Here is a 26601-nt window from a genome sequence, read left to right as displayed (position 1 = left end):
AGGAAGTCAATCAGAGGCTGGACGCACAATTGAAAGTTGTCCGCTTCGTATTAGCTAATTATACATATTATTTCAATCCAATTCCTTTCAATACTTCATTTGTGGTAATAAGGTTATAATTGTATAAAAGTTCATTTATCGTAAAAGGTATCTTAGCTCGATTATCAAGTTTTATAAGTTTATAGTTAGCTTGCAATCTCCCTTTGTTTCTGATTATGCTTTCACGAATTGATTGTTTTTCGATTATTTCAGCATTGTCAATAATTCTCTTCAAGCTGCCAAACTGGTTTATAAGTGCGGAAGCGGTTTTAATTCCAACTTTTTCAGCACCATTTATATTGTCAGATTTATCGCCTGTTAAAGATTTGAAATCCGCATATTGGGATGGCATAATACTATATTTATCCTTTATGAATTGAGAATCGCAAATCACTGTATTTTGCCCGCGATAACGCAATATATACACTTTCTCGTTGATGAGCTGAAAAAAGTCACTATCAAATGAAGATATAACAATTTCAATTGACTTTTCGTAGGTATAAACATAGCTTGCAATTACATCGTCTGTTTCCAATTCGTCAATCTCTGTATATTTTATGTTCATGAATGAGAGCGCATCATACACATCTTGTAGTTGTGAAAATGGATTATCTTCTTCTTTTACCTGCGAATAATCTATGCGGTTAGCCTTATATTGGGAAAAAAGTTCTACTCTGTCATTTTCATGTTCACCATCAAACAAAACAACAAGGTGAGTTGGGTTTGTCATTTTGATTATTTTTATTAATGCTCCAACAAAACCCAGTGTGCCTTGTATAGTTTTACCATCTAAGTTTACTATTCGCGACGGCATACCGTAAAACATCTGAAAAAGCAGGTTATGTCCATCAACAATTAAGAGTTTTTCCATACTGTTACCTCCCTTTGCATAGATTACATAAATACTCTATGGTACAAATTTCCATTATATCATTATACTTTTCCTAATATAGGAAGTCAAACAGAGGTAGAAAAATATATCATTGTTTATGCAGCCAAACGTTGAAAGAATGACGAGCAGAATCGTGCCTATATGAACAGGCACTATAGCAATTTGAGTACGTAAAAAAATGTTGTACGCATCCTGCAAATATCATTTTCAAGCAGCAAAAAATCGCTAATCCTTGATTTTAAAGGATTAGCGACCATTTTTCATTAAGTCCGAGATATGAATAAATCTCCGCACACGTAAATACTAATAAATAGGAGGTTTGCGGCTTCTGTTATTTATCATGGGATAAATATTACTGTAGGATTATTCATCTTTATATAAAAGAACTTTTTTACTTGTTAAGTTTTCGAAAGTATCATACATATCATTCCATGTTTTAGGGTATTATTGCTACCTGTTATTTCTTTTTTTGTGGAATCTGAAAACTATTGTTATTCCCCACTGATGTCCATCTAAAATTTTATTATTCCTATAAGATTTTTTCCATTTGGTAAATCCATATCTTGAAGAATCAAGAATAAATGTTTCGATTTTATCATCGTCTAAGCTGCAAACGAAAGTAAAACCCTCATTTTCTACTGAGGAATCACGAGCAATATAATTCTCATAACCATCGGATGTAAACTCCCAAAACTTTTTATTTTTTAAATCTATTTTGTATTCTGGATATCGTTGTCCAAAAGCTTCATGGTATATATATATATAACATCCATTGGTTTTTGATAGGTTTTTACCCCCGCAGGGGTCTGATAAGTTTTCTGACACGATGTAAAACAAAAACATAATATAATTAAAAGGAAAACAACTATTATTCTTCTCATAATTACCTCCCAATTATAAACTTTTTATTCTTAATATAAAGAAAATTTTACCTTTAACAATTTCCTAATTGATCGTGGGCGGTGTTGTGCTTATTATCCGATTCTATTACAGCTTCAGCCACAAGGCAGGACGGATACCTCCTGTACATCTGCCATCGCTAAGGTTGCCTTTCAATATATTGTTGCCTTGAATCCCTATATTACCGTCAGTCCCGAAGATGTAAACGGCTTTAACATTAACGCGGCCCGGCGACCGAAGCCACCACCACCAATCCCATTCTTTACCATGAAGTCTTGCTATCCGCTTACTGTTGTTTTCATCTTTTCTTTCAAACCAGTATCTTTGATTTTTTCCTCGATTTTGCAGTTTTGAAAGACTGTCACCAAAATATGTGCACACTTCCTCAAGGCTTAATAAAAATATATAGTCCCTCGTATCTGCTCCGCCTTTTGAACCATACCACTGATTGTCAAGATTTTTATTTATTACCGGATTTATTCTTGATTTATCAGCTGCGGTGAATTTATCATAGAATTCACCGTTAAGATATGTTCTTAACGAGCAGTCAGCCCATGTTATATCTTTATAAGCGTCATGGTAAGAACGTTGTTCTATTATTTCTTCAGTTATAACCAAAGCTGCATTATTTTGTATGTCAAGCACTCGCCATTCATATTTGTCAAATACTATTTTATCTCCTACTTGCATAAGTGCCTCCGCGTATATTACCTAAAATCATCTTTTAACTTGATTGGAAAATATCTTTGCATTTGTTTATAGCCAAGTCCCTTTTCTATGTCTCTATAGGCAGTATCTCTCCCATCTTCATATAAATAAGGCATATTGAACATAACATTGCTGCTATTGTCAAGCTCAAAATTTGTACCTTCAATCCATCGGCTAACTTTATCTTCCACTTTCTGTATGCTCTCGTTATCTTCGTCAATACTGACTGCCATAGCGTATAAGCCTCCCGGAAAATCGATTAATTTAAAAGGGCTTACATCCGCATTGGTTACATCATCTTTAACGGCACATATCCATTCAGCTTTGTCATTTTTAGTCAGTAAAAAATCAAAACAATCGAAAATCACACTCTTATACAAATGGCAATACTGCCACAATTGGTACATATACCCGCCTTCTTTGAACATTTCCCCCCACGGTTGGTCGCCGCACGTTACCGCTTTGAAGCTCGGTATCCTGACGACCATTACATCAGGAATTTTTTTATCTAATTTTTCTGTTATTTCAATCAAGCGGTTTATATTGGAGGGCTTGCCAATATAGTCAACACTTATCAACTGTGTTTCTAGTTCTTTCGCTTTGCCATACAGCAGTTTTATGTCGGAATTGTCAGCAAAATCTACTCGTTCTATTTCACGTATGAAGTCCAGAACAATATCTTTCAACTCATGGAGAAGAGCAACTTCATCGTCTATGTTTTGCACTTTCTTTTCCAACACTTCCAAAACTATTTCGGAGCTGGACGTGCTGAAAATACGCTGAATGTCTTTAATGCTAATGTTCAGCTTGCGTAAAATGAGTATTTGCTCAAGCCGCCTGACCGCGTTTTCATCGTACATTCTGTATGCGTAGTCATCACTTCGGGTGCTGTTTATCAGCCCCATGTCCTCGTAATAGCGCAGTGTACGAGCTGTTATGCTATACTTGCTTGATACATCTTTGATTTTGATTAGGTTGTCCACTTGTTTCGACCTCTTTTCTGGTTTTTTGTGATGAGTCTAGTATAAAGGCTTCCCCAAAGGAAGAGTCAAGGGGGAATGGTGCGTTTCTGTAGAGAATATATAAATTCTTTAGAATCGATGATGGTGTAAACGAAAAACAGCTTTGACATACCAGTAACTGCTCTTTCGTTTACATCATTTTCGATTTGTCCTAATTGAACAAAGTAAGCGTCCGGATGGACAGTTACTATGGTGATTCAATCTTTGTTCTTTTCATAAAGAATAACACTTTTGGTGTGTAGAGTCTAGATAATCAGTGCTTTGCTCGACAAATAGACCTCAGTCTATACCCTCATAAAAATACTGATAGAAAGGTTTTTCCAGCACATCCGATTTTTACGTACTCAAGTGGGTACTCAAATATTCTACTATCTTTCAATCAATGAACACAGATATACGTAACTCTCATTATATAAAACCTACCTACCCTTATATCAATAATACCAATCTGCTCAATAATTCAACTACGGCAATTCAGTGAACCTGTTGGCAAAGTTCATAGATAATTTAATTCTCATAACTATTGGTATATACTGGTACAGTTGTAAAAAACTACTATTAGGCGGTCATATAAATTCTAAATGAATAATACCTAAAATGTAAATTGATAGAAAAATTTCACCAGATTCAAAAAAAGAGATGAAACACAATAAACATTGTGTTTCATCTCTTTACATTTTGTATATCGGTAGGGTACCGATAAAACTTAACACTTAAATTAATTTTTTTTGGGAGGTAGATTATGAATACAACAGAACCAATTAAAAATCAGGAAGAACTTGAAAGTTTTAAGAATTATTACACACGTAAGGAAAGGAATCAAAGGAATCAGACCCTGTTGACTGTTGGACTGAATACGGCATTGCGAATTTCAGATATTCTGTCTTTGCAATGGGGAGACGTATTTGACTTTGAAAAGCAGGCATTTCGAGAACACATAATAATTACAGAACAAAAAACACAAAAAAAATCTGTGGTGTTCATAAATGATAGTATCTTACATGCTCTAAGAAAGTATATGGGACAAATAGATCAGCGCACACCAGTAAAACCAGATAACTATATTTTGGAGGGAAATAATCATCAGGCTCTTTCACGAACCCAAGCGTGGAGAATTATAAAAAAAGCAGCTAATGCTTGTCAGATAGAAGGAATCATAAGTCCACATTCATTAAGAAAAACTTTTGGCTATCAGGCATGGAAAAAAGGTGTTACACCAATACTTTTAATGAGTATCTATAATCATTCGTCATTTGAAATAACGAAAAGATATCTCGGAATTGGACAGGATGAACGGGATGACGTATTTCGAAATATTTGTATTTAATGACTACCCAGATGAAACACACTGTTTATTGTGTCTCATCTGGGTAAAAAAATGTATCTATTTATATAATTTTATAGAAATCGTTAAAAACAGGGAGGTTCTTACTATGTTAAAACTCACTTTAAGTCCTGGGGAATACATTGATATCGGACCAGCGATTCGTGTTATTTTTTCAGGCGGATCAGGTAATAATGTTCATCTTTTGGTTGATGCACCAAAAAATTTGAATATTTTGAGAAGCAATGCAGGTGGTAAAAAGGGTAGTCCTTATAACAAAGAAAATGGAATTTCAGAAGAAGCGAAAAAAGAAATTATTGGAATACTTATGAGAGAAAAGGCATCTAAAAACAAAAAGCAGGTAATACAGCAGTGAACCTAGGAGCACCGCTTATTATATAACACCATTTGGTGTGATGGCTGCAAGAAAGGATTTCAATCAGTCATCGATCTTATGTTTTATATGAACTGGTCAATATAAGAAAAGCATAAGACAAGTAACTAAAAACATGCAAATGTAAAATAATATTACACGGAGGTAAAAAATGGTTATTCAACACAATTTGCAGGCAATGAATACCAACAGAATGTTGGGAAAGGTTACATCAAGCTTATCAAAATCAACAGAAAAACTTTCCAGTGGATATCGAATCAATCGAGCAGCAGATGATGCAGCAGGATTAGCGATCTCTGAAAAAATGAGAGCACAGGTCCTTGGATTAGATAGGGCTTCTGCAAATGCACAAGATGGTATTTCTCTGGTTCAGACTGCTGAAGGTGCATTAAGCGAATCACAGAATATCTTACAGAGAATGCGTGAGCTTTCCGTTCAGGCAGCCAATGAAACAAACAAAGATGAAGATCGAGAAAATATTCAGCTTGAAATTAATCAGCTGACAGATGAGTTGAATCGTATCGGAAACACGACGGAATTCAATACGAAGAAGCTGCTACAAGGCAACACTACTAAAGCAACAACTTCATCCAGCGATATCACAACTCTGCAGAAAGGCGTAAAAACTGATACTAAAGGAAATGTAAGTAAACTGCTTGAGAAAACGGAAAGTAAAAAGGCAAAAACATCTACTGCTATATTGACTGCTGGTTCCGCTGGGACAACAGGATCTGCTACCGCAATCACAACTAAGACAGAAGCGGAAGCCAGTGCAAAAGCATCTACAAAACTACTGGGATTAGAGTTTGAAGCAGCTGGTACTGGGACAGCTGGTAATGCTTATAGTATTGAATTGAGTTCATTGGGTGAGGGCAGCGCCAGCGCTAAAGACACAGCAGATTTTACAAATGGGAAATTAACAATTAATTTATCAGAAGAAACGCTTAACTCGATTACCACAGTTAGTGATCTAAACTCCAAGGTAGGAGAACTTCTTGCAAGTGCTGCTAAGGCATCCAATAATGGAACCGCTGGGGCTATTACTGCTATCACAGTTAAAGTGCCGGAAGGCCAAGACAGCTCCACTGACATAACCTCAGATTTAAAGGCTCTGGTATCAGGTACTTCCAGCAGTGAAAAGGCAAACTTTTCCGGTGGTACTGCTGGTAAAGCAGGTGTATATAGCTTTAAACTGGAGGATGCGTTCTCTGAGACAGGCGACAGCATTACAATTGCAGGATATACATTTACTGCAGAAGCAGGCGCTGCTTCAGCCTCAGCAGACAATGATAATACATTCCGTTTAGGTACTGATGTAGCAAAAATTAATCTTTCGACTCAGGCTAAAGATATTGCAGCAGAATTACAAAATAAACTAGGGACAGGTGCCACAGTAACATCTGCGGCAGATGGTACAATTACAATTAAGGAAGCTGCAGGCAGCGAAGGAAAACTGAAACTGGATTCAACCGTAACAACAAAGGGTAATGGAAATGATGAAACCCTGACAATCAAGGATGAATTTGGACAAAATCTGCAAGTAAAGTTAGTACAGGCAGGTGACGATAATCTTGCTGTATCATACACAGCAGCTACCGGAACAGATACTACAGGCACAATTACCATTGCATTAGCTAAAACTACTGCTTCTAACAATTCAGCAGATGCAATTCAAACTGCACTTAGAAGTATGACAGATTCAGGACTGGCAACAGATGGAGTCGATGTAAGTAAAATCAGCGTAACAGGTAATGCTGGATGGATAGAAGGTACAACAGGTGCTTCAATTAATACATCCTGGTCAACGATGACCGGGGGTGTAAAAGCACAGCAGGGTGTTTATGAATTCAATTTAACCACTAAGATGAGTGCTGGTGAAACATTAACGATTGGTGGCGAAACCTTTACTGCTGTTGAAAGTAATGCAGATGCCAGTAAAGGGGAATTTAATGTTGGAACCGATATTGCTTCTCAGTTAAACAATATCCAGAATGCATTTAACAGCAATGCCGTATTAAAGAAATACGATATGGCAATTGATGGCTCTAAAGTCACTCTTACCGAGCAGACTGCATCTGGTAAAAATCTGGCTGCAAAGGGTGTTAGTGTATCTGCCAACGATACAATGGGATCCTACTCTGTAGATGTTGCTAATCTGCTAACAGACGGAGCAAGCATCACAATTGATGGTGAACAGATTAAGGTTTCATCAAAGAATGAGCATGTTGGTTATGATAATGGTACTGCAATCAAAGAAGCAAAAACAGTTGCAGAACAGATAAAAAAACTGACAGATGCTATTAATACAAATAAAGCACTAAGTGAGAAATATACAGCATCAGTAGGTGATGATGGTAAGCTCGTACTAACACAGAAAAATGCATCTGCAAAGGGACCGGAAGTAAGCACAACTTCAAGCACAAAAGGGAATTTTGAATTAAAACTGCAAATTGGCGCAAATGCTGGTCAGTCCATGACAATCGAGATTGGGGACAACCGCGCGTTAGCTCTTGGTATATCGGGAGACGGTTCTAGTACTACAGTAAAAGCAGGTGATGGAAATGTTGCAAGCTATACTACAGTTGCAAATGTAAATAATGGCTCCGATAAAGATAATATAGAATTCGCATTGGATATCTCATCTTCTGATAAAGCGAGTGCAGCTACATCCGTGATTGGTGATGCATTGAACAATATTTCTAAACAGAGAGCTGTTTTAGGAGCAGCACAGAACCGTTTAGAGCACACAATATCCAATTTGGATAATACAAGTGAGAATTTATCATCTGCAGAATCTGCTATTCGTGATACAGATATGGCAAAAGAAATGGTATCTTACTCAAAGAATAATATCTTATCCCAGGCTGCACAATCTATGCTGGCACAGGCTAATCAATCTAATCAGGGAGTCTTATCACTCCTTAAGTAATCTCTAATGCTATCTGAACGATGGCTTATGATAGGTCTTACTACATACAACTTTGAAAACCCTTGGTCCCTGGTGAACCGAGGGTTTTCTATAATTAATGATGAATTTATGCATGAAAATATGTTTAATGCGAGACGGGATTCGAACCATAATCCCATCTTGAAAACACTGAAAAAGAAAGGGGTTCCATCAACTTTTAATTTATGCCACATGATGTGCATATATTTTTATGCAGCAAATTTAGCTTTGTTAATACTTATTATTACCTTCGTATAAACTTTAGTCATTTCCTAATCTTACTTCAAAAAATTCCTCATACAAAGCCTTTAATGCCTTTTCGCAATCCGCCTTAGATGTTGCGAAAACCATACTGACCTCACTTGAACCCTGTGTAAACATCTGAATATTAACCTTAACCGATGCCAGAGCTTTTGTCGCTCTGGCAGCAATTCCTACATTATGTGACATGCCCTCACCAACAACCATAATAAGACAGAGGTTCTTTTCAACATTGATGCTGTCAGCTCTAAGCTCGGTCGTAATATGTTCTATCAAACGGTCTTTGGCATCATCACTCAACTGACTTTCCCGAAGAATTACTGAAATATCGTCAATTCCCGTAGGCATATGTTCAAAGTTCAAGCCCTCATCCTCTATAATACCAAGAACACGCCTACCAAAGCCCACTTCTCGGTTCATTAAGTATTTATTTATTGCAATGCAACAGAATTTATCGTCGCTCGCTACACCAATAACCGGAGAATTGGTATGAACTCTATTTTTAACAATCATAGTACCTGGACAGGTCGGATTGTTTACATTCTTAATATTTACTGGAACACCAGCTTTATAAACCGGTAAGAGGGCATCTTCTTGATAAACGTTAAATCCAGCATAGCTTAACTCACGCATTTCTCGATAAGTAATTTCGGTAATAGGCTTAGGATTTTTTATTATTTTCGGATTAACTGAATATACATAATCAACATCGGTAAAATTCTCATAAACCTCAGCCTTAACAGAAGCTGCCAAAATCGCGCCTGTAATATCAGAACCTCCTCTTGGGAATGTAACTATATCACCTTTTAGAGAATATCCAAAGAAGCCTGGGAAAACTCCGATACCCTTGATGTTTTTTAGTTTGGCAAGCTTTTCATAACTTTGGTCGAGAACAACCGTGTTGCTAAAATCAGCCGAAAGCAGCATACCTGCTTGCCCTGGATGAATATAATTGGAATCATAGCCTATGCTTTTAAGGTAAGCTGTAACCAGCTTAGCACAATTATCTTCACCAGCGGATATAACTCGGTCCATAAACTTAACATTATCGGTATCCTTAATAAGGCGTTTTGTAAAGTCGGCTGAAATTTCGTTCATAATGTCTGGTACGCCTAAATCATCAGCAATTTGAGCATAACGGCTAATAACTTCATCAAGATTCGAATTATAATTATTTTCGGCGATAGCCAGTTTAGCACATTTAATCAACATATCGGTTACTTTTATATCACTGTCAAAACGTTTCCCCGGAGCTGAAACAACTACAAGACGTCGCTCACTATCAGAGACTATAATATTGCATACTTTTCTAATTTGATTCGCATCCGCTAGGGATGTCCCGCCGAATTTGCATACTTTCATTCTTTAATCTAATCCTTTCACAAGTAAATTTTAATAACACAATGATAAATCAGCTTCATATATGTCTTTGTATAGAATACAAATGTATTTTCTCAACGGATATAATATCATACATTTTACTCAATATCAAGATATCATTTTCAATATTATGGTAATTCCTGAATTCGAACAACCCCCCAAATACCCAAATAATAAAACGGAGTATATATCCGCAAAGGCTATAAGTTGTATGCAGAGGGCATACCTTTAGAGGAAATCAGTGTGTATATGGGTCATGAAGATACAGATACAACGAAACGCTATATCTACAATTATAATGAAATCGAAAAGAATCGAGCCTATATGGACAAAGCATTATAGCGGTTCGAATAGGTAAAAGGATGTTGCACACATGTTTTTCAAGCAACAAAAAAATCGCTAACCTTTGTTTTATAAGGATTAGCGACCATTTTCAATTAAGAGCGAAACGGGATTCGAACCATAATCCTATCTTAAAAATACTGAAAAGAAAGGGGTTCCATCCACTTCTGATTTATGTGCACATAATAGTGCACATATTTTTATGTAGCTAATGAATAATGAATCTCAGATTATGCTCAAAACTTTTCTATTCACTAAGTATAGTTGTCCGATTAATTACAGCATAATCAATGACAAGACTCAACACGGCTATAAAACCTAATATAACAAGTGATGGCAAAATTTTATTTGTAGCAGGCATAACTTCCCAAAATGCATTGATAGTAGCATGAGAGAGTATCGATAATAGAATACTTCCTGATATATAACGAACAGAACCGATAAAAAAAGATAATGTGAGAGCATTTATACAAAACCATAAGTAATTTAGATTTTGCTGATTAGTACCATTAATAAACCATAATGGTATATGCCATAATGACCATATTATACCAACAACTAATGTTGCTGCAAAATGTGACAATTTTTTCTCGAGTTCGGGCTGTAACAGCCCTCTCCATCCAATTTCCTCTAAACCTCCACCAATAACCATTGGTACAATCAAAATAAATCCCATATAAAAAGGTTGCTTAATTATTGAGTATCCAGTTAACACTGGAATACCTTGGATTAAAATTGCGCCTCCAATTGCATAAAGATACAGCCATATCGAATATTTCGGATTTACTATACTCTTTAGAAAATTTTTAAATTCTTGCTTGTTACACCCTCTCTTTTGTATTACAATTTCACAGATTGCAGGGGATATACCACCAAATATATAGAGTATCATTCCTATTGGGTTACCAAATGACAAACATGTTATTCCTAATCTTCCTCCAAGTGCTACTAGACCCCACATAATCCAAGAACATAAAAAGGTACTTACTAAATATTTAGTTAATTTACTGGACATATATTTCTCCTTTTACTATAAATGAGACACATCTCATTTATAGTATACTAGAGAACGACTAAAGTCAATAATATAATGACCATACTCTCATTTATTTTTCAAAAGTAATATTTGACTTTCTACAAACTGTTGAAAATAATCCCTTGTAGGATGTTTTAGAGGTGCTCCACCATACGCCCTAGAATTTACAACCAAATCTGTTATTCCATCTATATACGCTGATATATTATTCATTACAATATCTATTGTTAATTCCTTACGAAATACATTTTTCTCAATACCTTTTTGAATAAGTATAGCTACATTTTCCATAAACTGTCTTCCTATATTCTTCAGTTTCAACTTAGACATGATTGTATCTGCTTTTTCTGGATTATTAGATATATAAATTATTAGCTCAAAGCGGATTTTTCCGATTATGGCGGGGCAAGAATCAATATAGTCACCTAATATTTCAAAGATTGAGACCAAACTGCTTTCAATACTTTCATCATCTAATACCGATGAAAATTCGATATCATCTTGTTCTTTTCCAATCATATTAATAGCTTCAACAAGTAAATCATCAATATCATTAAAATACAGATATATTCCACCTTTACTTAATCCAGCAGTTTTAATTATGTCTAGCATAGTAATATTATATAAAGGTTTTATTTTAAGTACCTTAATTGTGGCTTTTACAATTTTTTCTGCTTTTTCTTTTTTGTAATTTTCTGTTACTTTAGGCATGTTCATTACCTCTCGATATTTTTTCTAACTCTCTAATAAATACAGTTTATCGGCTTTATCAAAAATAATGTGTAGTTCATTATAGCACTTTTAGATACATTTTTATTTTATTATAACTAATTAAATTTGAATAATCAATAAATCACAAGCCAAGTTGTATACACTGCTATTTTATAGAATATTATCTACTCTTTAGAAAATGGTGTATGCTTTCTGCGCTATTAAATATGATACGAAGTACGGTAGTAAACTTGCATGTGATTGCAATACCAATAGTCCATGATAAAAAGAAGGATTATAAGAGAATCTCTATAACAGAACTATGGAAAGGACAATTCAGTTATCGTAAATTCCAGAATTATAAGTATAATGCGGTTGGCAAAGAATATGGGTTTAACCGTGGAGAGATGCATGATTTTGGTGAAGCCGAGAAGCATTTGGAAGCCGAAGCCTTTAAGTTAAAGGAAGCTGAGAAATCTTTGAATAAGCTTGAAGCCGAAATTAAATTAAAAGTATAAATTCGATGCTTTAGATATCCATCTTGAAGAAGAAATCACAATTGAAGCATTATGCATTCAGCTAATGTTCCAGCTTGGTGTCCGTATCGGAGAAGGTGTAGCGCTTAAATCTCTGATATCGAGTATGGTAAGATAGCAATTCAAAGGATGGAAGAAAAGTTCTTGTCTTTGATGACGAGAATTTTAAGAGTGCCGGTGTCCAGGTATTGGAGCATTTAAAAAAGGAAAATGATTCGGAGTATCACTTTATCTCTCTTACAAACGTAGCTAAGGATATCATAAGAAAAGCCAGAGAGCTTAATCCCAATGATAAGTTTATCTTTGAAAGAAATGGTGAGCGACTAACTGCAAGAGCAGTAACCTATTGGCTTAGCAAGTATTGCAGAGATGCAGGAATTACATACAAAAGTCCTCATTGCACAAGAAGGACAACTGCAAGCTGCTTGAGTACGGAAGGAATGCCCTTGGATAAGATAAGGGATATTCTAGTACAGGTCGATGAAAGGACTACTCTTAGTTACATTTGCAATCTCAATACGGAACAAGAGAAGTTGGACATTATGAATAAGGCACTGAATAGTAGCAATAAAAAGAACAAGAAAAACTAGTGCACATATCAGCGCAACAAAAAATCCCTTGAAAATCAAGGGATTTCGTAAGCGCGAGACGGGATTCGAACCCGCGACCCTCGCCTTGGCAAGGCGATACTCCACCACTGAGCCACTCGCGCATTTGATACTATTGTATGTGTTCTTTTGCTTTATTTTATCGCCCTGAACACATACAGTAGTATACTATAGAACAAGCCAATTGTCAATACCAATTCAATAAATTTTTTGTTCAATATATTTATTATATTGAATTAAGACATCTTTACACTAATAATATAATCATTCTTTTTAAAGCTCTGGCTGCTGATATTATTCATATATAAAGGCTTTGCCTCCAGCCACATCTCTTCTGCCCCTATCAGAATATGTGCCAGGCAGATGCCCATATCAAGCAATCCGGTTTCCTTCATGACGTTTCTTATAAATATATTCTTCTTGCAGAACAGATGAATGCGGTTATTGTATACGACCATCCTCCAGGGCTGGCTGTTCATGCCGGAGGGAGCAAGCCTGGCAGCGGATACAATGGAACGCACATTCTTATCCGCTTCCTCCTTAAATACGGCTATACTCTTAAGAGGCAGCCTCTTCGCCTTGTCACTCTGCCTGTATACTTCGCACTCTCCTTCTCCGAAAGCAAGAGCGATTACCTGTTCATACTCTTCTTCCTCCAATACCTTATTCTTGAGGTTCAGGTTTCCGATATAACAGGTTCCAAGGCCTCTTGCCGTAATGTAAAGTGCTATCTGTTCCATTAAGTGACCGGCATTTAACAGGTAACCGGATTCCTTTGTGGAATACAGAACTAGATAATAAGGTGCCTTTACGGTCAGAATTCCCGGTTGAAAATGCTTCAGGTCCGCTAGCTGCACCAGCTCAAGCTTCACCTTGATATCATCAAAGAGCATTGGTATGCTGTCCGCGAAATTCATGATATGATCTATTACCTTTTGGTCTATTTTATCCATACTGTATTTTCTTATAGATTTTCTAACGAATATTGCTTCATAAAGATTCATGGCAGACTCCCTTTTACACCCTTAATTTGGGTAACTCAACTCCTCCGCTTCACCCTTTGTCTTTTCCAAGGCATACCGTTTATAGTACAAAGGAGATATTCCATAGTATTTCTTAAACAGTTTACTGAAATGGTACACATCCTCGTAACCCACTCTGTTGGCTATACTCTTTATGCTCTCACCCTCTGAGGACAGCAGAATATCCCTGGCCTTATCAAGCCTTATCTTAATGAGATAGTTGATTGGTGACTCTCCTGTCTCTTCCTTAAATATCTTGGAGATATATACGGGACTTAGGTACATATTATGTGCAATCTGATCCAAGGATATCTTATTATCGTAATTTTCATTCAGATAATTAATTATTTTCTTTACAGCATAGCTTTTATTATAGGATTCGAAGTTACAGCCCTTCTGGCTGATAGACATATCTGTAATATCCCTTATAATAAAGAGTAATATCTGAATCAGATGGGCCTTCAGCATAAAATATTTTCCTGCCTTGCAGCTTTCATTTTCAGATACCATCTCATAGCAATGCTTTGATATATCCTGTTTGGTTTCCGTTTTTGTGTGAAGGATATGGCCTCCATCCTTAAATACCAAAGAATTGGGAGGCATGTTCTTAAATTGAAACCCGGTAAATCCGGCAAAGAATTCCACAGTGGGTTCTTTGGGATTCACTACGATGTTCTGGTGCTTTACACCGGGATTGCACACTAAGACGTCTCCTGCTTCCACATCATATACGATCCCTTCCACCAGATATTTCGCCTTACCGGATAATATATATGTCAATTCGGTAAAATCGTGCTCATGATAGCTGCTTTCTTTTACCATCTTCTGTTTGCTGACAAACAATATTGTCGGATTTAGATCACAATAGGTTATATCAAACTGGTGCTGGCACATAGAACCCCTCCTTCTCTGTATATTTCCTGTTCCTAAAGCCTCTATGATAATACTGACCTTTACGTTTCGTAAAATTATAATGCTATCGCATCCTCTTCATTATAACATCTTTTCTTAAATTGAAAAACATTTTTTCATGTTTTTTATTCACAGAATTTCCCCTGTCAAAAATACTGCATATTTTGTCGTATTTAAACGCTTATATAATATGTGACATGATTTTAATAACAAATGACATTTCAATTTCAAATGTGAATACTATAATGGAACAGAATCTTAAAATACAAATGCCGTACTTACAGTTTTTAACAGAAAGAATAAATGTAAGCCGGCATAAGAGTGGAGGCTAAATACTATGACAGCATTGCAATGGGTTTTTTCATTTCTGAAAAAATACCGTTTTCGGCTAATAACAGCTTTATTTTTAGTAACTATCTCCTGTCTTTTAACCATCGTCAATCCTTACATATCCGGCATTTTAGTTGATGATGTCATAAAAGGCGGGCAAACCGGCATTCTACCAAAGCTTATACTTCTCTTAATAGGTACTACCATCGTCAGGTCCCTTATTAAGTACCGCTTTCTTGTAATATTCGAGTCCACCTCCCAGAATATGCTCTATAGTATGCGTGACTATGTATACCGTCGTTTTCTGCAAGAGGATTTTAACTTTTATAACAAGAACCGGACCGGTGATCTGATGTCAAGGCAGACAGGTGACATGGATGCTATCAGGCATTTTGTGGCCTATGTAATCTATTCCGTCTATGAGAACTCTTTATTGTTCATTATAGCTCTGGTCATGATTTTTACGGTGGATTTCCGCCTTGCCCTTTGTATGATTGCTGTTGTTCCTATTACCGTGCTGCTGACCCGCAAGCAGTTAACCTCCGTGAAATCTGCCTTTCATAATATCAGGCAGCGCTTCTCCAGCTTAAATACTTTCGTACAGGAGAACGTCAGCGGAAACCGTGTGGTTAAAGCCTTTGCCAAAGAGGATTATGAAATACAGAAATTTAACCGTGAAAATGATGCTTACCGGGATGCGGAGCTATCTGCTGCTGCCATATGGAAAAAGTACGTACCCATCTTTGAATTTCTTGCCAATTTCCTGACGGTCATCCTGTACCTGGCAGGCGGCATCATGGTTATCAAGAGCTATATTACCCTTGGAAAGATGGTTACGGTAAGCGGCTACCTCTGGATGCTGAATAACCCTTTAAGAATGGCCGGATGGCTGGCAAATGACTATCAGCGTTTTGTAACCTCCGCGGAAAAGATATATGCGACCATCAAGGAGGAGCCCGGCATCAAGACACCTGACAACGGTGTGAAAACTCAGCGCTTCCAAGGCAATCTGGAATTTAAGCATGTTAATTACCGGGCAGATGACGATGTTATCTTAAAGGATATTAACTTTAAGGTAAAGCCCGGTCAGACAGTGGGCATTATCGGTGCTACCGGCTCCGGCAAGTCGACCCTTATGAATCTGTTATGCCGTTTTTACGATGTGACGGAAGGGGAAATTACAATTGATGGCGTAAATCTAAAGGATATGGATTTATATCGGCTCAGAAGCAATATCGGTATGGCAATGCAGGATGTCTTCCTGTTCTCCGATACCATCGAGGGTAACATCGCTTACGGAAATCCAAACTGCAGTCTGGAGGCCGTAATGGAGGCTGCAAAGGTAGCCAATGCCCACGACTTCATCACTGCCATGCCGGAAGGCTATGACACCATTGTAGGGGAACGGGGCATGGGACTCTCAGGCGGTCAAAAGCAGCGTATTTCCCTGGCCAGAGCCCTCCTTAAGAATCCTTCCATTGTTGTTCTGGATGACACCACCTCCGCAGTGGATATGGAAACAGAGACCCAGATACAGGAACAGCTCAGCTCCCTCTCTGATAAAACGGTATTTATCATAGCCCACCGCATCTCTTCCATAAAGGATGCCGATTTGATACTGGTACTGGATAACGGCAGGATAATCGAATCCGGTAACCATGAATCCCTGATAGATAAGAAAGGGTATTATTATACCGTATTCAACCATCAATACGGTGAATTTGACCGTTATGTTAACGGAAACCTAAAGGAGGTGGTTTGCTAATGGCCCGTAATAAATATGATATTGACGAAACCCTCCAGAGCGAATTTAATTTTGAACAGCTAAAGCGCTTGTACTCCTATATTAAGCCTCACCGGAAGGAAATGTACTTTACCGTATTATTGATGATTATTTCCAGTGCCCTCGGTATGTTTACCCCCAGAATCCTGATGAAAATCATGGATGATTACATACCGGATAAGAATATCCGGGGCGTTGTTACCATCAGCTTAATCCTGATGCTTTTAAACTTGATCATTGTAGTAATCCTGCGCTTAAAAATCCACATTACTACAAACCTTGGCCAGAGCATCATACACCAGATTCGAAGCGATATCTTCAACCATTTGCAGGAGCTTCCCTTCTCCTACTATGATGACCGTCCCCACGGAAAGATTCAGGTAAGAGTCGTAAACTATGTAAACAGCCTCAGTGACCTGCTCTCAAATGGTATCATTAATACCATTACGGATTTATTCAGCTTGATTTTTATTGTCATATTCATGCTGTCCATAAACATCCGTCTGACCCTCCTTTGCTTATTGGGTCTTCCGATATTAATGGCTGTTATCTTCTTTATTAAGACAAAGCAGCGTATTGCCTGGCAGATATCCAGTAACAAGTCCTCCAACCTAAATGCCTATATTGCAGAAAGCATCAACGGTATCCGGGTTACCCAGAGCTTTGTCCGGGAAGAGGAAAATATTAAGATATTCAACAGTTTAAGCGGCAAATACAGTGACGCCTGGATGAAAGCCGTAAAATATAATTTCCTTTTATGGCCTGCTATTGATAATATCTCCACCCTTACTACCGCTGCTGTTTATATACTGGGTGTAAGCTGGATTACGGGAGACGTCAAGGGAATCACCGTTGGTGTTTTAATTGCCTTTACCGGATATATAGGAAGATTCTGGGCGCCTGTCAATACCCTGGCAAGCTTTTATAATTCCCTCCTTACTGCTATTTCTTATCTGGAGAGAATCTTTGAGACCATTGATGAACCTGTACTTGTAAAGGATAAAGAAGGTGCTTTCGAAATGCCTCCTATTAAGGGAACTGTGGAATTTAAGGATGTTGTATTCAGCTATGAAGAGGGAATTCCCATTCTTAACGGAATCAACTTTACAGCCCGTCAGGGAGAATCCTTTGCCATTGTAGGACCTACCGGAGCAGGAAAGACCACCATTATCAACCTTATCAGCCGTTTCTATAACCTGGATTCGGGACAGATACTAATTGATGGAATTGATATCAATGAAGTGACTATCAAATCCTTGAGAAAGCAGATGGGCGTCATGCTCCAGGACAGCTTCATCTTCTCCGGAACCATTATGGATAATATCCGCTACGGTAACATGGAAGCCACCAACGAGCAGGTTATTGAAGCCGCCAAAACTGTATGTGCCCACGACTTTATCATGGGTCTGGAAAAAGGATATGATACGGAAGTAAATGAAAGAGGAAGCCGCTTATCTGCCGGACAGCGCCAGCTGATCTCCTTTGCCAGGGCACTTCTTGCAGATCCTAAAATTCTGATATTGGATGAAGCCACTTCCAGTATCGACACCGAAACAGAAATACTCCTCCAGGAAGGCCTGTCCAGGCTCCTTCAGGGAAGAACCTCCTTTATCATTGCCCACCGCTTATCGACCATCAAGAATTCCAGCTGCATCCTTTATGTGGATAAGGGTACGATTCTTGAAATGGGTAATCATGAGGAATTAATGGAAAAGGAAGGCTATTATAATAAGCTTTTCATTTCCCAGTATGATTTCTTAAATAAAGCACCAGAGAATCAGGAATTATGCCAGCAAGGGGCATACTAAGCCTCAAAGAGGGTGTTACAAAAGCCTTCCCCAGCTTAAGAGCATCTACCGGATATTGAAATCCTAGACTTATTGATTTCAATATCCGGTAACTCCTGACCGGGTAAACTGACTTTTGTAACACCCTCTTCTTTTATAATCTTTTATCTTCTCTTACTGCCATCCTCTTCCGGAATCAGCACACAGTTGACCAGCCGTATCTGCCATCCCATATCCTCCACTGTAAAGGTAACGGTGGGGAGGCCTTTAAATTTCTGAAAAGTATCCTCCTCGTCCCCATACAGTTTATGTGTTTTCAGATATCTTGTCTTATTACTGATATTGCAGTCCAGTTCCAGCCAGCTCCAGCCAAAATGACTTGCGTCTTCATCCTCTTCCGCACGGATTCCGGCCCGGTTTGCCCTGCGGGGGTAATAGGCTTCATTTCCATGATAGCCTTCATAGGACAAATCGGTGATACTGCGGTACAGCTCATTTTTCATTTTATATGTTCCAGGCGGAAGGTCTGCCCCTATCTTATAAATTCCCTCTGAATAAACCTGCCTGCCTGCACCTTCGCCCTCTCCCTGATACTGAATGGGACGAACAGAGGGCTTTTTGTCCAAGGGAATCAGAACCCCTTCCTCCATATTGATAATCCGGGCATCATCAATAACGACATACCCAAAACGGGTGACACCGCCGGCTATCCTCTCTCCGTTCATATAGACCATTGAGGCGCCGTAATCTAAATTAAAGGAAAGCATAAAATATTCACCTTTTGGAATTTCTTCTCCTACTCTATAAGAGCCTGAATAATAAATGCCGTCCTTCTCCGCTGCCAGGGAAGGAGCCTTGTCATCTGCAAACGCCATCTTGGTGCCTTTGCCTATGGTAAGAACGCCTCCCTCCCTTAAAAGAATATAGGATTCAGAATCAAACCGGTAATACTGGGTGCTTAATTCCTCCTCCAGCTTCATATCCTTATTATATCTTACGACAGCATTATCCTCTGAAGCATCCCCTGCAGTTTTACAGATGTAAAGACCTGCCGGAATATCCCTGCCGACTGTATATTCCCCTGGTTTAAGGTATTCTGTCTTCCATTTCGCCAGCTCCTGGGCGATATGTTCCTTCTGCCTTTTATTTTCCTCATAGTAGGTCCAGTAGCCCTCTACCTGCTCCCCCAGTTCCCGGACGTCGAAGCTGCCAAAGGCCTCATACTCCTCCTCATAATCTTCCAGGGGAGTGAAGCGGGCATCTTCACATCCGGACAGAGAAAGCAGCAATGACAGGCAGAAAAGACAAAGCAGGCTCTTCTTTCCTTTTGTAACAGACATGGATTTCCTCTCTTTCGTAATGTTATGGATAATATAGCTCCCGTCTTCTATTTTGCCATTGTTACCTATGGAATGGCAATAGTCAGGAAGGCCTGCTGCAGCCGCTTATAGAAAACCATACGTTCAGGCAGTCTGTTATAAATCCTGAACCTTCATTTTATCCAGTCTTTGATTCTTTTTTATATTCTTTCTGCAGGCAGCATATATTAAAAGCAAAATGACAGTCGGAATATTATATACAAAAAAGGTAACTACTGCCGTTATGAGCAAGGAACCTGCATCCCCTGGTGAGCTTTCAATTACTTTATCAATCACAACTCCATTTTCTGTCACAGTATGCATCTGGGTAGTCTGAGTGGGATAAAAAGAAATTCCCAAAACTCCCATTAATGATATCAGAAGAAAAACCATGGGCAAAATAAGTCCAAGCCATTTATTCTTGTTTTTAGAGAGAACGATCTGTAAAATAACAATGCCTGCAAAAAATAAAATTATGAATGGAATTAATAGTATTATTGACATTATTGACATTCCTGCTCTCCTCCTTTCGATTTTTTATATTCGGTTATCAGAACTTTCGCAGTTTCAAAATCAATCTTTTCATTTATGGCAAGTCTTTTAATTAAGCCGATATACGGCTCCTTGGCAGTCTCTTCGCTTATCTGTATTTTTTGGATAAGTCTGTCCAGACGCAGCCGGACTGTGGGATAAGTAACGCCATATTGATGTGCGACCTCTTTTAATGATCCCGAGGCTAAAATAAAATTTTTTATAAATGCAACGTCTTCGTCCTCCAGATTAACCATCCATTCCGGAACTATTTCAAGTGCCATTATCACACCCCCTTTAACAAAATTAATTATAATCTTTAATTTTGTTAAAGTCAATAATAAACACAATATTTAAAATAAGTAAAATTAGGTAAAAATCAATATAATCATTTTCTCCCTTGCCAATGGAATTGAATTAGGGTAAACTAATACCGGTAAATGAATTTTAACATATCACATTCTCATTTTATCTGAAGGAAAGGAGACGTTCTATCATGAAACTGACTTATATGGTGTTTGAAGAAAAAACTGTATACCGGCAGAGCAATGGCTTTTGGGAACTTCTCTGCCCTTTCATCCTTTTGTGAGAAGCTTGTATAAACCGGCACGCAAACGGCGTGCTTTTTTTATGCCTAAAAACAGTATTCACACCATTTAAGTCCCCCGGAAACCTTTTCCGCAAACTATTTAAATTGTATTATACAGGAGGATTTTAAATGATTTCATTAGAAAATTATGGGTATACTGACTTTTTTGGTAATCAGATAACCGTCAAAGAAAAAGAGCTGGGCTTAATCCCGGCAAGAATTATTTCCATTCAAAAAGAGACTTACCGACTGGTATCTGCTTGCGGAGAAAACAATGGCAAGCTGAAAGGCTCCGTGTTTTATCAGGACAATGAGCTTAAGACCTATCCGGCAGTAGGTGATTTTGTATTAATTAAGGCCAACGACCAGGGCGAGGATATTATTTACCGGGTATTGGAGAGGCATTCCAGCTTTTCAAGGGCAAATCCCTCTCTGCCTACGAAGATTTCCGGTGCCAGTGCTCAGATGGTAGCTGCCAACTTTGATTATGTCTTTGTTATGACTTCCCTGAACCATGATTTTAATCTCCGGCGCCTGGAGAGGTACCTGGCCGCTGCCTGGCAAAGCGGCGGCACTCCCGTTATTATTCTGACAAAGGCAGACCTTTGCAGTGATTATGAGGAGAAAATCGCTCTCACGGAAGAAATCGCCCCGGGAATTGATATCCATGCCATCAGCTGTTATACCGGCCTCGGCCTGGAGGCTTTAACCCACTATCTAAAGCCCGGTAAGACTCTGGTCTTTATGGGCTCCTCCGGTATCGGTAAATCTTCTCTGGTAAATTCCCTGGCCGGAAAGGAGCTCATGAAGGTCAATATCATACGGGAGGATGACAGCAGGGGGCATCATACCACTACCTACCGGCAGCTATTTATGCTGGAAAGCGGTGCTCTTATTATTGATACCCCCGGTATGAGGGAGCTTGGCATCTGGTCTGCCGACGAAGGAGTAAGCGAAGTATTCTCCGACATTGAGGATTTGGCCGCCTCCTGCCGCTTTCACGACTGCAAGCATAAAACAGAGCCTGGTTGTGCCATAAAAGCGGCCCTGGCAGATGGCAGCCTCTCCTCTGCCCGCTATCAGTCTTACCTTAAGCTTGAAAGGGAAGCCAGGTTTACAGCCAAGAAAGCGGCTCTCTATGAAATGCGGCTGCAAAACAACCAGAAGACCAATAAGAAAAAAGATTACCGGTAAAAAACTAATTTCCGTGCATATCACAAGTTTACTTGTGATACCTTTAAATCTATTGTCAAAAAGAAGCTCTATGACTTTTCATCAACCGGATATAATACCACATATCCAAAAGTCACAGAGCTTCTTTCTCTATTCATCAATAATCTATTTTAGTACCTTGTTTGTATATTCCCTGATAACACTGACCGAATGCTTGAACTTTGCAAGTTCCTCCTCGTTCAGGTGAACCTCCACAACATCCTTGACACCGCTTCTGTTTAAGATAACAGGGACGCCGCAGAATACATCATGCTCGCCAAACTCCCCTTCCAAAAGAGTGGATACGGGGATGATTTTATTCTCATCATTTAAGATTGCCTTTATCAGCCCTGCCGCTGTGGTGGCAATGCCATAACAGGTAGTTCCCTTCACGTTCAGGATTTCAAAGCCTACACGGGTTACTTTATGGACGATATCATCCAGGTTCACATTTTCATATTCCTTATTGTCTGCGAGAATATCCGTTATACGCTTTCCGCCCACCGTAACATGGGACCAGGGACACATCTGGCTGTCACCGTGCTCTCCCATGGTATAGCCCTGTACACTTCTGGGGTCCACGTTAAAAATTTCGCCGATAAAGTGTTTCAACCTGGCAGAGTCCATGGCTGTTCCGGTTCCGATGACCTGGTTCTTCGGAAGTCCTGACAGCTTATATACATAATGGGCGATAATATCCACCGGATTGGTTACTACGAGAAAATGCCCGCGAAAACCGGATGCCATAATGGGATTTACGATGGATTTTACTATTCCTACTGATAATTCCAGTGTATCCAGCCTTGACTGCCCCATCTTCGGCGGTGCTCCCGCTGTAATGACCACAATATCCGCGTCCGCACAATCCTCATAGCTGCCCTGGGTAACCTTGACATTGCGGTTCAGGTATTCCACACAATGGCACAGGTCCATAACCTCTCCTCTTGCTTTGTCTTTGTTGATATCTATAATCATTACCTCGTCACATATGCCCTGGGTTATGAGGCTGAAAGCTGTCGATGAGCCGACCAGGCCAGCTCCTACTATTACAACTTTACTTCTGTTAATTGTCATGTTCCATACTCCTTTCAATTCTGCTCCGGCCATTGTATTTTGCCTGATACAGCAGCTTATCGGCTTTTTTGATAAGCTCATGGGTGCTCTCTCCGTCATGCAGCACCAATCCTATGCTAATTGTAACACGAAGTTCATTATTTTCAAATATACAATTGCTTATACGTTCCTTCATCCTTTCCGCAGCCTTAAGGGCCGTGTCTTCTGTCTGCCCTTCCCTTAATATTACCAGGAATTCCTCACCGCCGTAACGCCCTGCATAATCATTTTCTCCTATGCTCTCCTGTATGATTTCGGATATTTTTATCAGTACCTTATCACCTGCCTGATGCCCATAGGTATCGTTGACCTTCTTAAAATAGTCGATATCCATCATCATAACGGCTAAACCTTTCGGTTCCTGCCGCTGTTTTTTAATTTCCCGCTTCAGTAAGGTGATGATGTACTCATGGTTATAAAGATTGGTCAGGCTGTCTTTCACTGCTTTTTCTTTAAATACCTCATTGCTCTTTAGCAGGCGCTTATTGATTTCTTCAACCTCCGCCTTCCTTCTTGCCAGCTTTTCTTCCTTCCTTTTGTATTCCGTAATATCCCTTGCCACAAAGACATAGCCAAATGCCTCTTTGTCTTCATCCTTTAAGGCAGAGGCCTTTATCTCGGCAATTCTTACTTTTCCGTCTTTTCTTTTATAAGTGGTCTGTATGATATTGATATCATTATGTAAAATTTCAGGAAGCCTATTCCCAAAAGCCTTCTCCTTTCCTTCTTCCAGAAAGTCCAGGATGTCCAGGATGTTTTTCGGAAAGCCTTCCTGCTCTGTGCTGTAACCGAGAAAGCTTTCGATATTTTTGCTGCAGTAATTGATATTTCCTTCTATATCGGTTACCATTACCAGATCGGGAATAGAATCCATGAGCTTATTCAGCATCTCTTCTGATTTTACAGCATCCTTTTTCAGCCGGTTCTGCTCCGTAATATCTGAAATACAGCCAAAGACGACCTCTTCTCCTTTATAGATGGCAGGTGCCATGGAGACCATTGCCAGGAATTCACCGGTCGGCCTTCTCATGATACCTACCTGGTTTACTGCCTGTCCTTCCTTTCGGACCAGCTCCAGAAGCCTATCCCGAAATGCTTTGTTATGATATAGTAATTCTGCATTTATATTGATAATACTGTTAAAGTCCCGCTCAAATAATACTTCCGCATATTTATTTACGTAAAATACCGCCTTATCACTCCTCTTCGAGCAGATTATGCCGTATGGAATAGTTTGGGTCACTGTCCGGAAGAGCTCCTCGCTGTTCCTTAATTTTCTCATTGTTTCCTGATGGCTTTCCATTTCTCTTTTCAGCTCTTCCATGGCCCTGATATCCTGTGCAATAATCAGGTACCCTAAAACCAGCTCATTTCTGGAATTACTGATAGGTACAATGGACATATTAACCGTGATATTCTCTCCAGCTTTTGTCCTTATGGTTACATTTTTGCAATGCTTCGTCTTAATATTATCCTCATTGAGCCATTCCGAAAACCGTTTCCCCTTTTCTTCCCTTAACAGCTCCTCAAAGCTTACACTGGCAAGATCCTCCAGGCTGTATCCAAGGGTCTTTAGAACCTGTCTGTTGACTCTTGTTATCATTCCCTTAAGATTCACCAGAAATTCAAAATCCATTGTTTCCTCAAAGAGTTCATTTACAATCAGCTCATTGGGAGTAAGAAGGAAGTTATATTTCCGGATGGCACAGTATATGCCAAGTATCATTATGACTCCAAATACCTGTGTGCAATTTAAAAAACCAGGAATGAAAAGCGGCACCAGGAACTCCCCTGCCATGGATAACAGATAGGTGCATATTGCCGTACTTAAGATAATCCTGGCCTGCTTTTTAACGATTTTGTATGGTGTATTGTGCTGCCACAGCACAAGCTTGACTATGCCAATGAGGGTATAGGCATAGCTATAAACAGGATTTGCTATCTGAAAAAACCGGTATGCCCCATGGGAATAAGGCTTTCCCGGAAAAAATACAAAGAGATCCATATAACAGAATAATGCAGCCGGAGCAAATAACAGGGCACATTTTAAAGTGCTGTCTAAAAACCTGTCCTTCGTTAAGGCAAAGACCATATACAGGGTCAGCGCCGGAAATAAACACCAGCCGAAAGCAGATAGCTTATTCCAGAAACCAAATATGTAAATATTCTCAGTAACATAGGCATGGGAATAAGAAAAAGACCACAGCGCCATGGAAGCCGTTAGCAAAAGAAACGCTTTTCCAATCGTTGATTTCTTATTCAGTGTATAAGTTGTAACCCCTACAACAAGATAAACCACTCCCGCTATCATAGATAAAAATGATAATATATATGACATAAATTCCTGCCCTCAGCTTACCTAGACTTTAACAATACGGTTTTCCCTGCATTGTTCAATTTACTATAGCAGAAATATAGGTAGTATTCAATTAGCTTACGTACAAAATAATAAGAAAAAATGTAACAGGAATAGAATTGCCTCCTAACGGCTTTGTTCTTTCAAAGCGATAAGAGGCAGTTCTATATTTAATGCTATAATGGTTTAAGTGGCAAAAGGTCAGTCTTTCACAAGGGGACGGCAATTTGTACAAAGCAGAAAGACTCATGCTTCGATTCCAAGGTATAAGAAGTCCTAATTCTCTGAAGATTTTGTGCTGGACATATTATCAAACAGATAACTCGCTTCGCTCAAACAATCTGTTTGATAATATAGCACAAAAGCTTCAGAGAAAAGGACTTCTAATACCTTTCCATAGTCGCATTCGTTCTTTCTGCTTTGTGCAAATTGCCTGTTACATCTTAGAACGAAGTTTTGAGGCTTTTGACGCTTAAATCGTATATTTTCTATTCAAAGGTACTTATTT

The 26601-nt window shown here is 38.8% G+C and carries 21 protein-coding genes, 1 tRNA gene and 1 pseudogene; 8 read left to right on the top strand and 15 right to left on the bottom strand.

The window, feature by feature from the left end:
• Positions 1 to 67 precede the first annotated feature (67 nt).
• The 4 genes from BUB77_RS03775 to BUB77_RS03760 form a co-directional block, all read right to left on the bottom strand.
• Positions 68 to 910, bottom strand: a complete 843-nt coding sequence (locus tag BUB77_RS03775; protein WP_073273126.1) for a 5'-3' exonuclease — start codon at positions 908 to 910, stop codon at positions 68 to 70.
• 471 nt (positions 911 to 1381) lie between these two features.
• The gene (locus tag BUB77_RS03770; RefSeq protein ID WP_139241100.1) at positions 1382 to 1825 is read right to left on the bottom strand and encodes a hypothetical protein; all 444 of its coding nucleotides are present in this window, start codon (positions 1823 to 1825) and stop codon (positions 1382 to 1384) included.
• A gap of 93 nt (positions 1826 to 1918) precedes the next feature.
• On the bottom strand, positions 1919 to 2521 hold the full coding sequence (locus BUB77_RS03765) for a DUF6273 domain-containing protein (protein ID WP_073273122.1): 603 nt from the start codon (positions 2519 to 2521) through the stop codon (positions 1919 to 1921).
• A 17-nt stretch (positions 2522 to 2538) separates the two neighbouring features.
• A complete protein-coding gene (locus BUB77_RS03760) occupies positions 2539 to 3522 on the bottom strand; it encodes a MerR family transcriptional regulator (RefSeq protein ID WP_073273120.1) in 984 nt (327 codons plus the stop codon).
• Positions 3523 to 4303: 781 nt separating this feature from the next.
• On the opposite strand from BUB77_RS03760, the gene BUB77_RS03755 reads away from it, so the two are divergent.
• The 3 genes from BUB77_RS03755 (at position 4304) to BUB77_RS30660 (ending at position 8208) form a co-directional block, all read left to right on the top strand.
• The gene (locus BUB77_RS03755) at positions 4304 to 4888 is read left to right on the top strand and encodes a tyrosine-type recombinase/integrase (protein ID WP_073273118.1); all 585 of its coding nucleotides are present in this window, start codon (positions 4304 to 4306) and stop codon (positions 4886 to 4888) included.
• Positions 4889 to 4994: 106 nt separating this feature from the next.
• On the top strand, positions 4995 to 5261 hold the full coding sequence (locus BUB77_RS03750; protein ID WP_073273116.1) for a carbon storage regulator: 267 nt from the start codon (positions 4995 to 4997) through the stop codon (positions 5259 to 5261).
• A 169-nt stretch (positions 5262 to 5430) separates the two neighbouring features.
• Positions 5431 to 8208, top strand: a complete 2778-nt coding sequence (locus BUB77_RS30660; protein ID WP_073273114.1) for a flagellin N-terminal helical domain-containing protein — start codon at positions 5431 to 5433, stop codon at positions 8206 to 8208.
• Positions 8209 to 8487: 279 nt separating this feature from the next.
• Here the strand turns inward: BUB77_RS30660 and BUB77_RS03740 are convergent, their stop codons facing one another.
• From BUB77_RS03740 to BUB77_RS03730, 3 genes are all read right to left on the bottom strand, one after another.
• Positions 8488 to 9849, bottom strand: coding sequence for an aspartate kinase (locus BUB77_RS03740; protein WP_073273112.1), 1362 nt, complete (start codon positions 9847 to 9849; stop codon positions 8488 to 8490).
• A 607-nt stretch (positions 9850 to 10456) separates the two neighbouring features.
• Positions 10457 to 11224 (bottom strand): type II CAAX endopeptidase family protein, encoded by a 768-nt coding sequence (locus BUB77_RS03735; RefSeq protein WP_073273110.1) that lies wholly within the window; start codon positions 11222 to 11224, stop codon positions 10457 to 10459.
• Between the two features lie 87 nt (positions 11225 to 11311).
• On the bottom strand, positions 11312 to 11956 hold the full coding sequence (locus tag BUB77_RS03730) for a TetR/AcrR family transcriptional regulator (RefSeq protein WP_073273109.1): 645 nt from the start codon (positions 11954 to 11956) through the stop codon (positions 11312 to 11314).
• A gap of 206 nt (positions 11957 to 12162) precedes the next feature.
• On the opposite strand from BUB77_RS03730, the gene BUB77_RS03725 reads away from it, so the two are divergent.
• Together BUB77_RS03725 and BUB77_RS03720 are read left to right on the top strand one after the other, a co-directional pair.
• Positions 12163 to 12474 carry a plasmid recombination protein gene (locus BUB77_RS03725; RefSeq protein ID WP_073273107.1) on the top strand — a complete coding sequence of 104 codons (312 nt, stop codon included), beginning with the start codon at positions 12163 to 12165 and terminating at the stop codon, positions 12472 to 12474.
• A gap of 191 nt (positions 12475 to 12665) precedes the next feature.
• Positions 12666 to 13082: pseudogene (locus BUB77_RS03720) on the top strand (tyrosine-type recombinase/integrase); the annotation flags it as partial.
• A gap of 50 nt (positions 13083 to 13132) precedes the next feature.
• Here the strand turns inward: BUB77_RS03720 and BUB77_RS03715 are convergent.
• From BUB77_RS03715 to BUB77_RS03705, 3 genes are all read right to left on the bottom strand, one after another.
• Positions 13133 to 13204, bottom strand: a tRNA-Gly gene (locus BUB77_RS03715).
• 132 nt (positions 13205 to 13336) lie between these two features.
• Positions 13337 to 14104: a nitroreductase family protein gene (locus BUB77_RS03710; RefSeq protein ID WP_073273103.1), complete on the bottom strand. Its 768-nt coding sequence runs from the start codon at positions 14102 to 14104 to the stop codon at positions 13337 to 13339.
• Positions 14105 to 14125: 21 nt separating this feature from the next.
• A complete protein-coding gene (locus tag BUB77_RS03705) occupies positions 14126 to 15016 on the bottom strand; it encodes an AraC family transcriptional regulator (RefSeq protein ID WP_073273101.1) in 891 nt (296 codons plus the stop codon).
• 355 nt (positions 15017 to 15371) lie between these two features.
• Here BUB77_RS03705 and BUB77_RS03700 point away from each other — a divergent pair, with 355 nt between their 5' ends.
• Together BUB77_RS03700 and BUB77_RS03695 are read left to right on the top strand one after the other, a co-directional pair.
• Positions 15372 to 17129, top strand: a complete 1758-nt coding sequence (locus BUB77_RS03700) for an ABC transporter ATP-binding protein (RefSeq protein WP_073273099.1) — start codon at positions 15372 to 15374, stop codon at positions 17127 to 17129.
• Entirely contained in the window at positions 17129 to 18955 is a 1827-nt protein-coding gene (locus BUB77_RS03695) for an ABC transporter ATP-binding protein (RefSeq protein WP_073273097.1), read from the top strand. Before BUB77_RS03700 ends, BUB77_RS03695 begins: the two co-directional genes overlap by 1 nt.
• Before the next feature lie 143 nt (positions 18956 to 19098).
• On the opposite strand, the gene BUB77_RS03690 is transcribed toward BUB77_RS03695, so the two are convergent.
• The 3 genes from BUB77_RS03690 to BUB77_RS03680 all read right to left on the bottom strand — a co-directional run bounded on the left by BUB77_RS03690 (position 19099) and on the right by BUB77_RS03680 (position 21107).
• On the bottom strand, positions 19099 to 20274 hold the full coding sequence (locus tag BUB77_RS03690) for a hypothetical protein (protein ID WP_073273095.1): 1176 nt from the start codon (positions 20272 to 20274) through the stop codon (positions 19099 to 19101).
• A gap of 135 nt (positions 20275 to 20409) precedes the next feature.
• Complete coding sequence (locus BUB77_RS03685) at positions 20410 to 20805, bottom strand: hypothetical protein (protein ID WP_073273093.1); 396 nt, start codon at positions 20803 to 20805, stop codon at positions 20410 to 20412.
• The gene (locus tag BUB77_RS03680) at positions 20796 to 21107 is read right to left on the bottom strand and encodes a DUF2089 family protein (RefSeq protein ID WP_073273091.1); all 312 of its coding nucleotides are present in this window, start codon (positions 21105 to 21107) and stop codon (positions 20796 to 20798) included. Before BUB77_RS03680 ends, BUB77_RS03685 begins: the two co-directional genes overlap by 10 nt.
• Before the next feature lie 434 nt (positions 21108 to 21541).
• Here BUB77_RS03680 and rsgA point away from each other — a divergent pair, with 434 nt between their 5' ends.
• The gene (gene rsgA, locus BUB77_RS03675; RefSeq protein ID WP_073273089.1) at positions 21542 to 22606 is read left to right on the top strand and encodes a ribosome small subunit-dependent GTPase A; all 1065 of its coding nucleotides are present in this window, start codon (positions 21542 to 21544) and stop codon (positions 22604 to 22606) included.
• 144 nt (positions 22607 to 22750) lie between these two features.
• Here rsgA and BUB77_RS03670 read toward each other — a convergent pair whose 3' ends face one another.
• Positions 22751 to 23698 carry an L-lactate dehydrogenase gene (locus tag BUB77_RS03670; RefSeq protein ID WP_073273087.1) on the bottom strand — a complete coding sequence of 316 codons (948 nt, stop codon included), beginning with the start codon at positions 23696 to 23698 and terminating at the stop codon, positions 22751 to 22753.
• Positions 23688 to 26075 (bottom strand): diguanylate cyclase, encoded by a 2388-nt coding sequence (locus BUB77_RS03665; protein ID WP_073273085.1) that lies wholly within the window; start codon positions 26073 to 26075, stop codon positions 23688 to 23690. Before BUB77_RS03665 ends, BUB77_RS03670 begins: the two co-directional genes overlap by 11 nt.
• Positions 26076 to 26601 lie beyond the last annotated feature (526 nt).

Source organism: Anaerocolumna jejuensis DSM 15929 (assembly GCF_900142215.1).
Lineage (GTDB): Bacteria > Bacillota > Clostridia > Lachnospirales > Lachnospiraceae > Anaerocolumna > Anaerocolumna jejuensis.
This window is presented reverse-complemented; position numbering and strand designations above follow the sequence as displayed.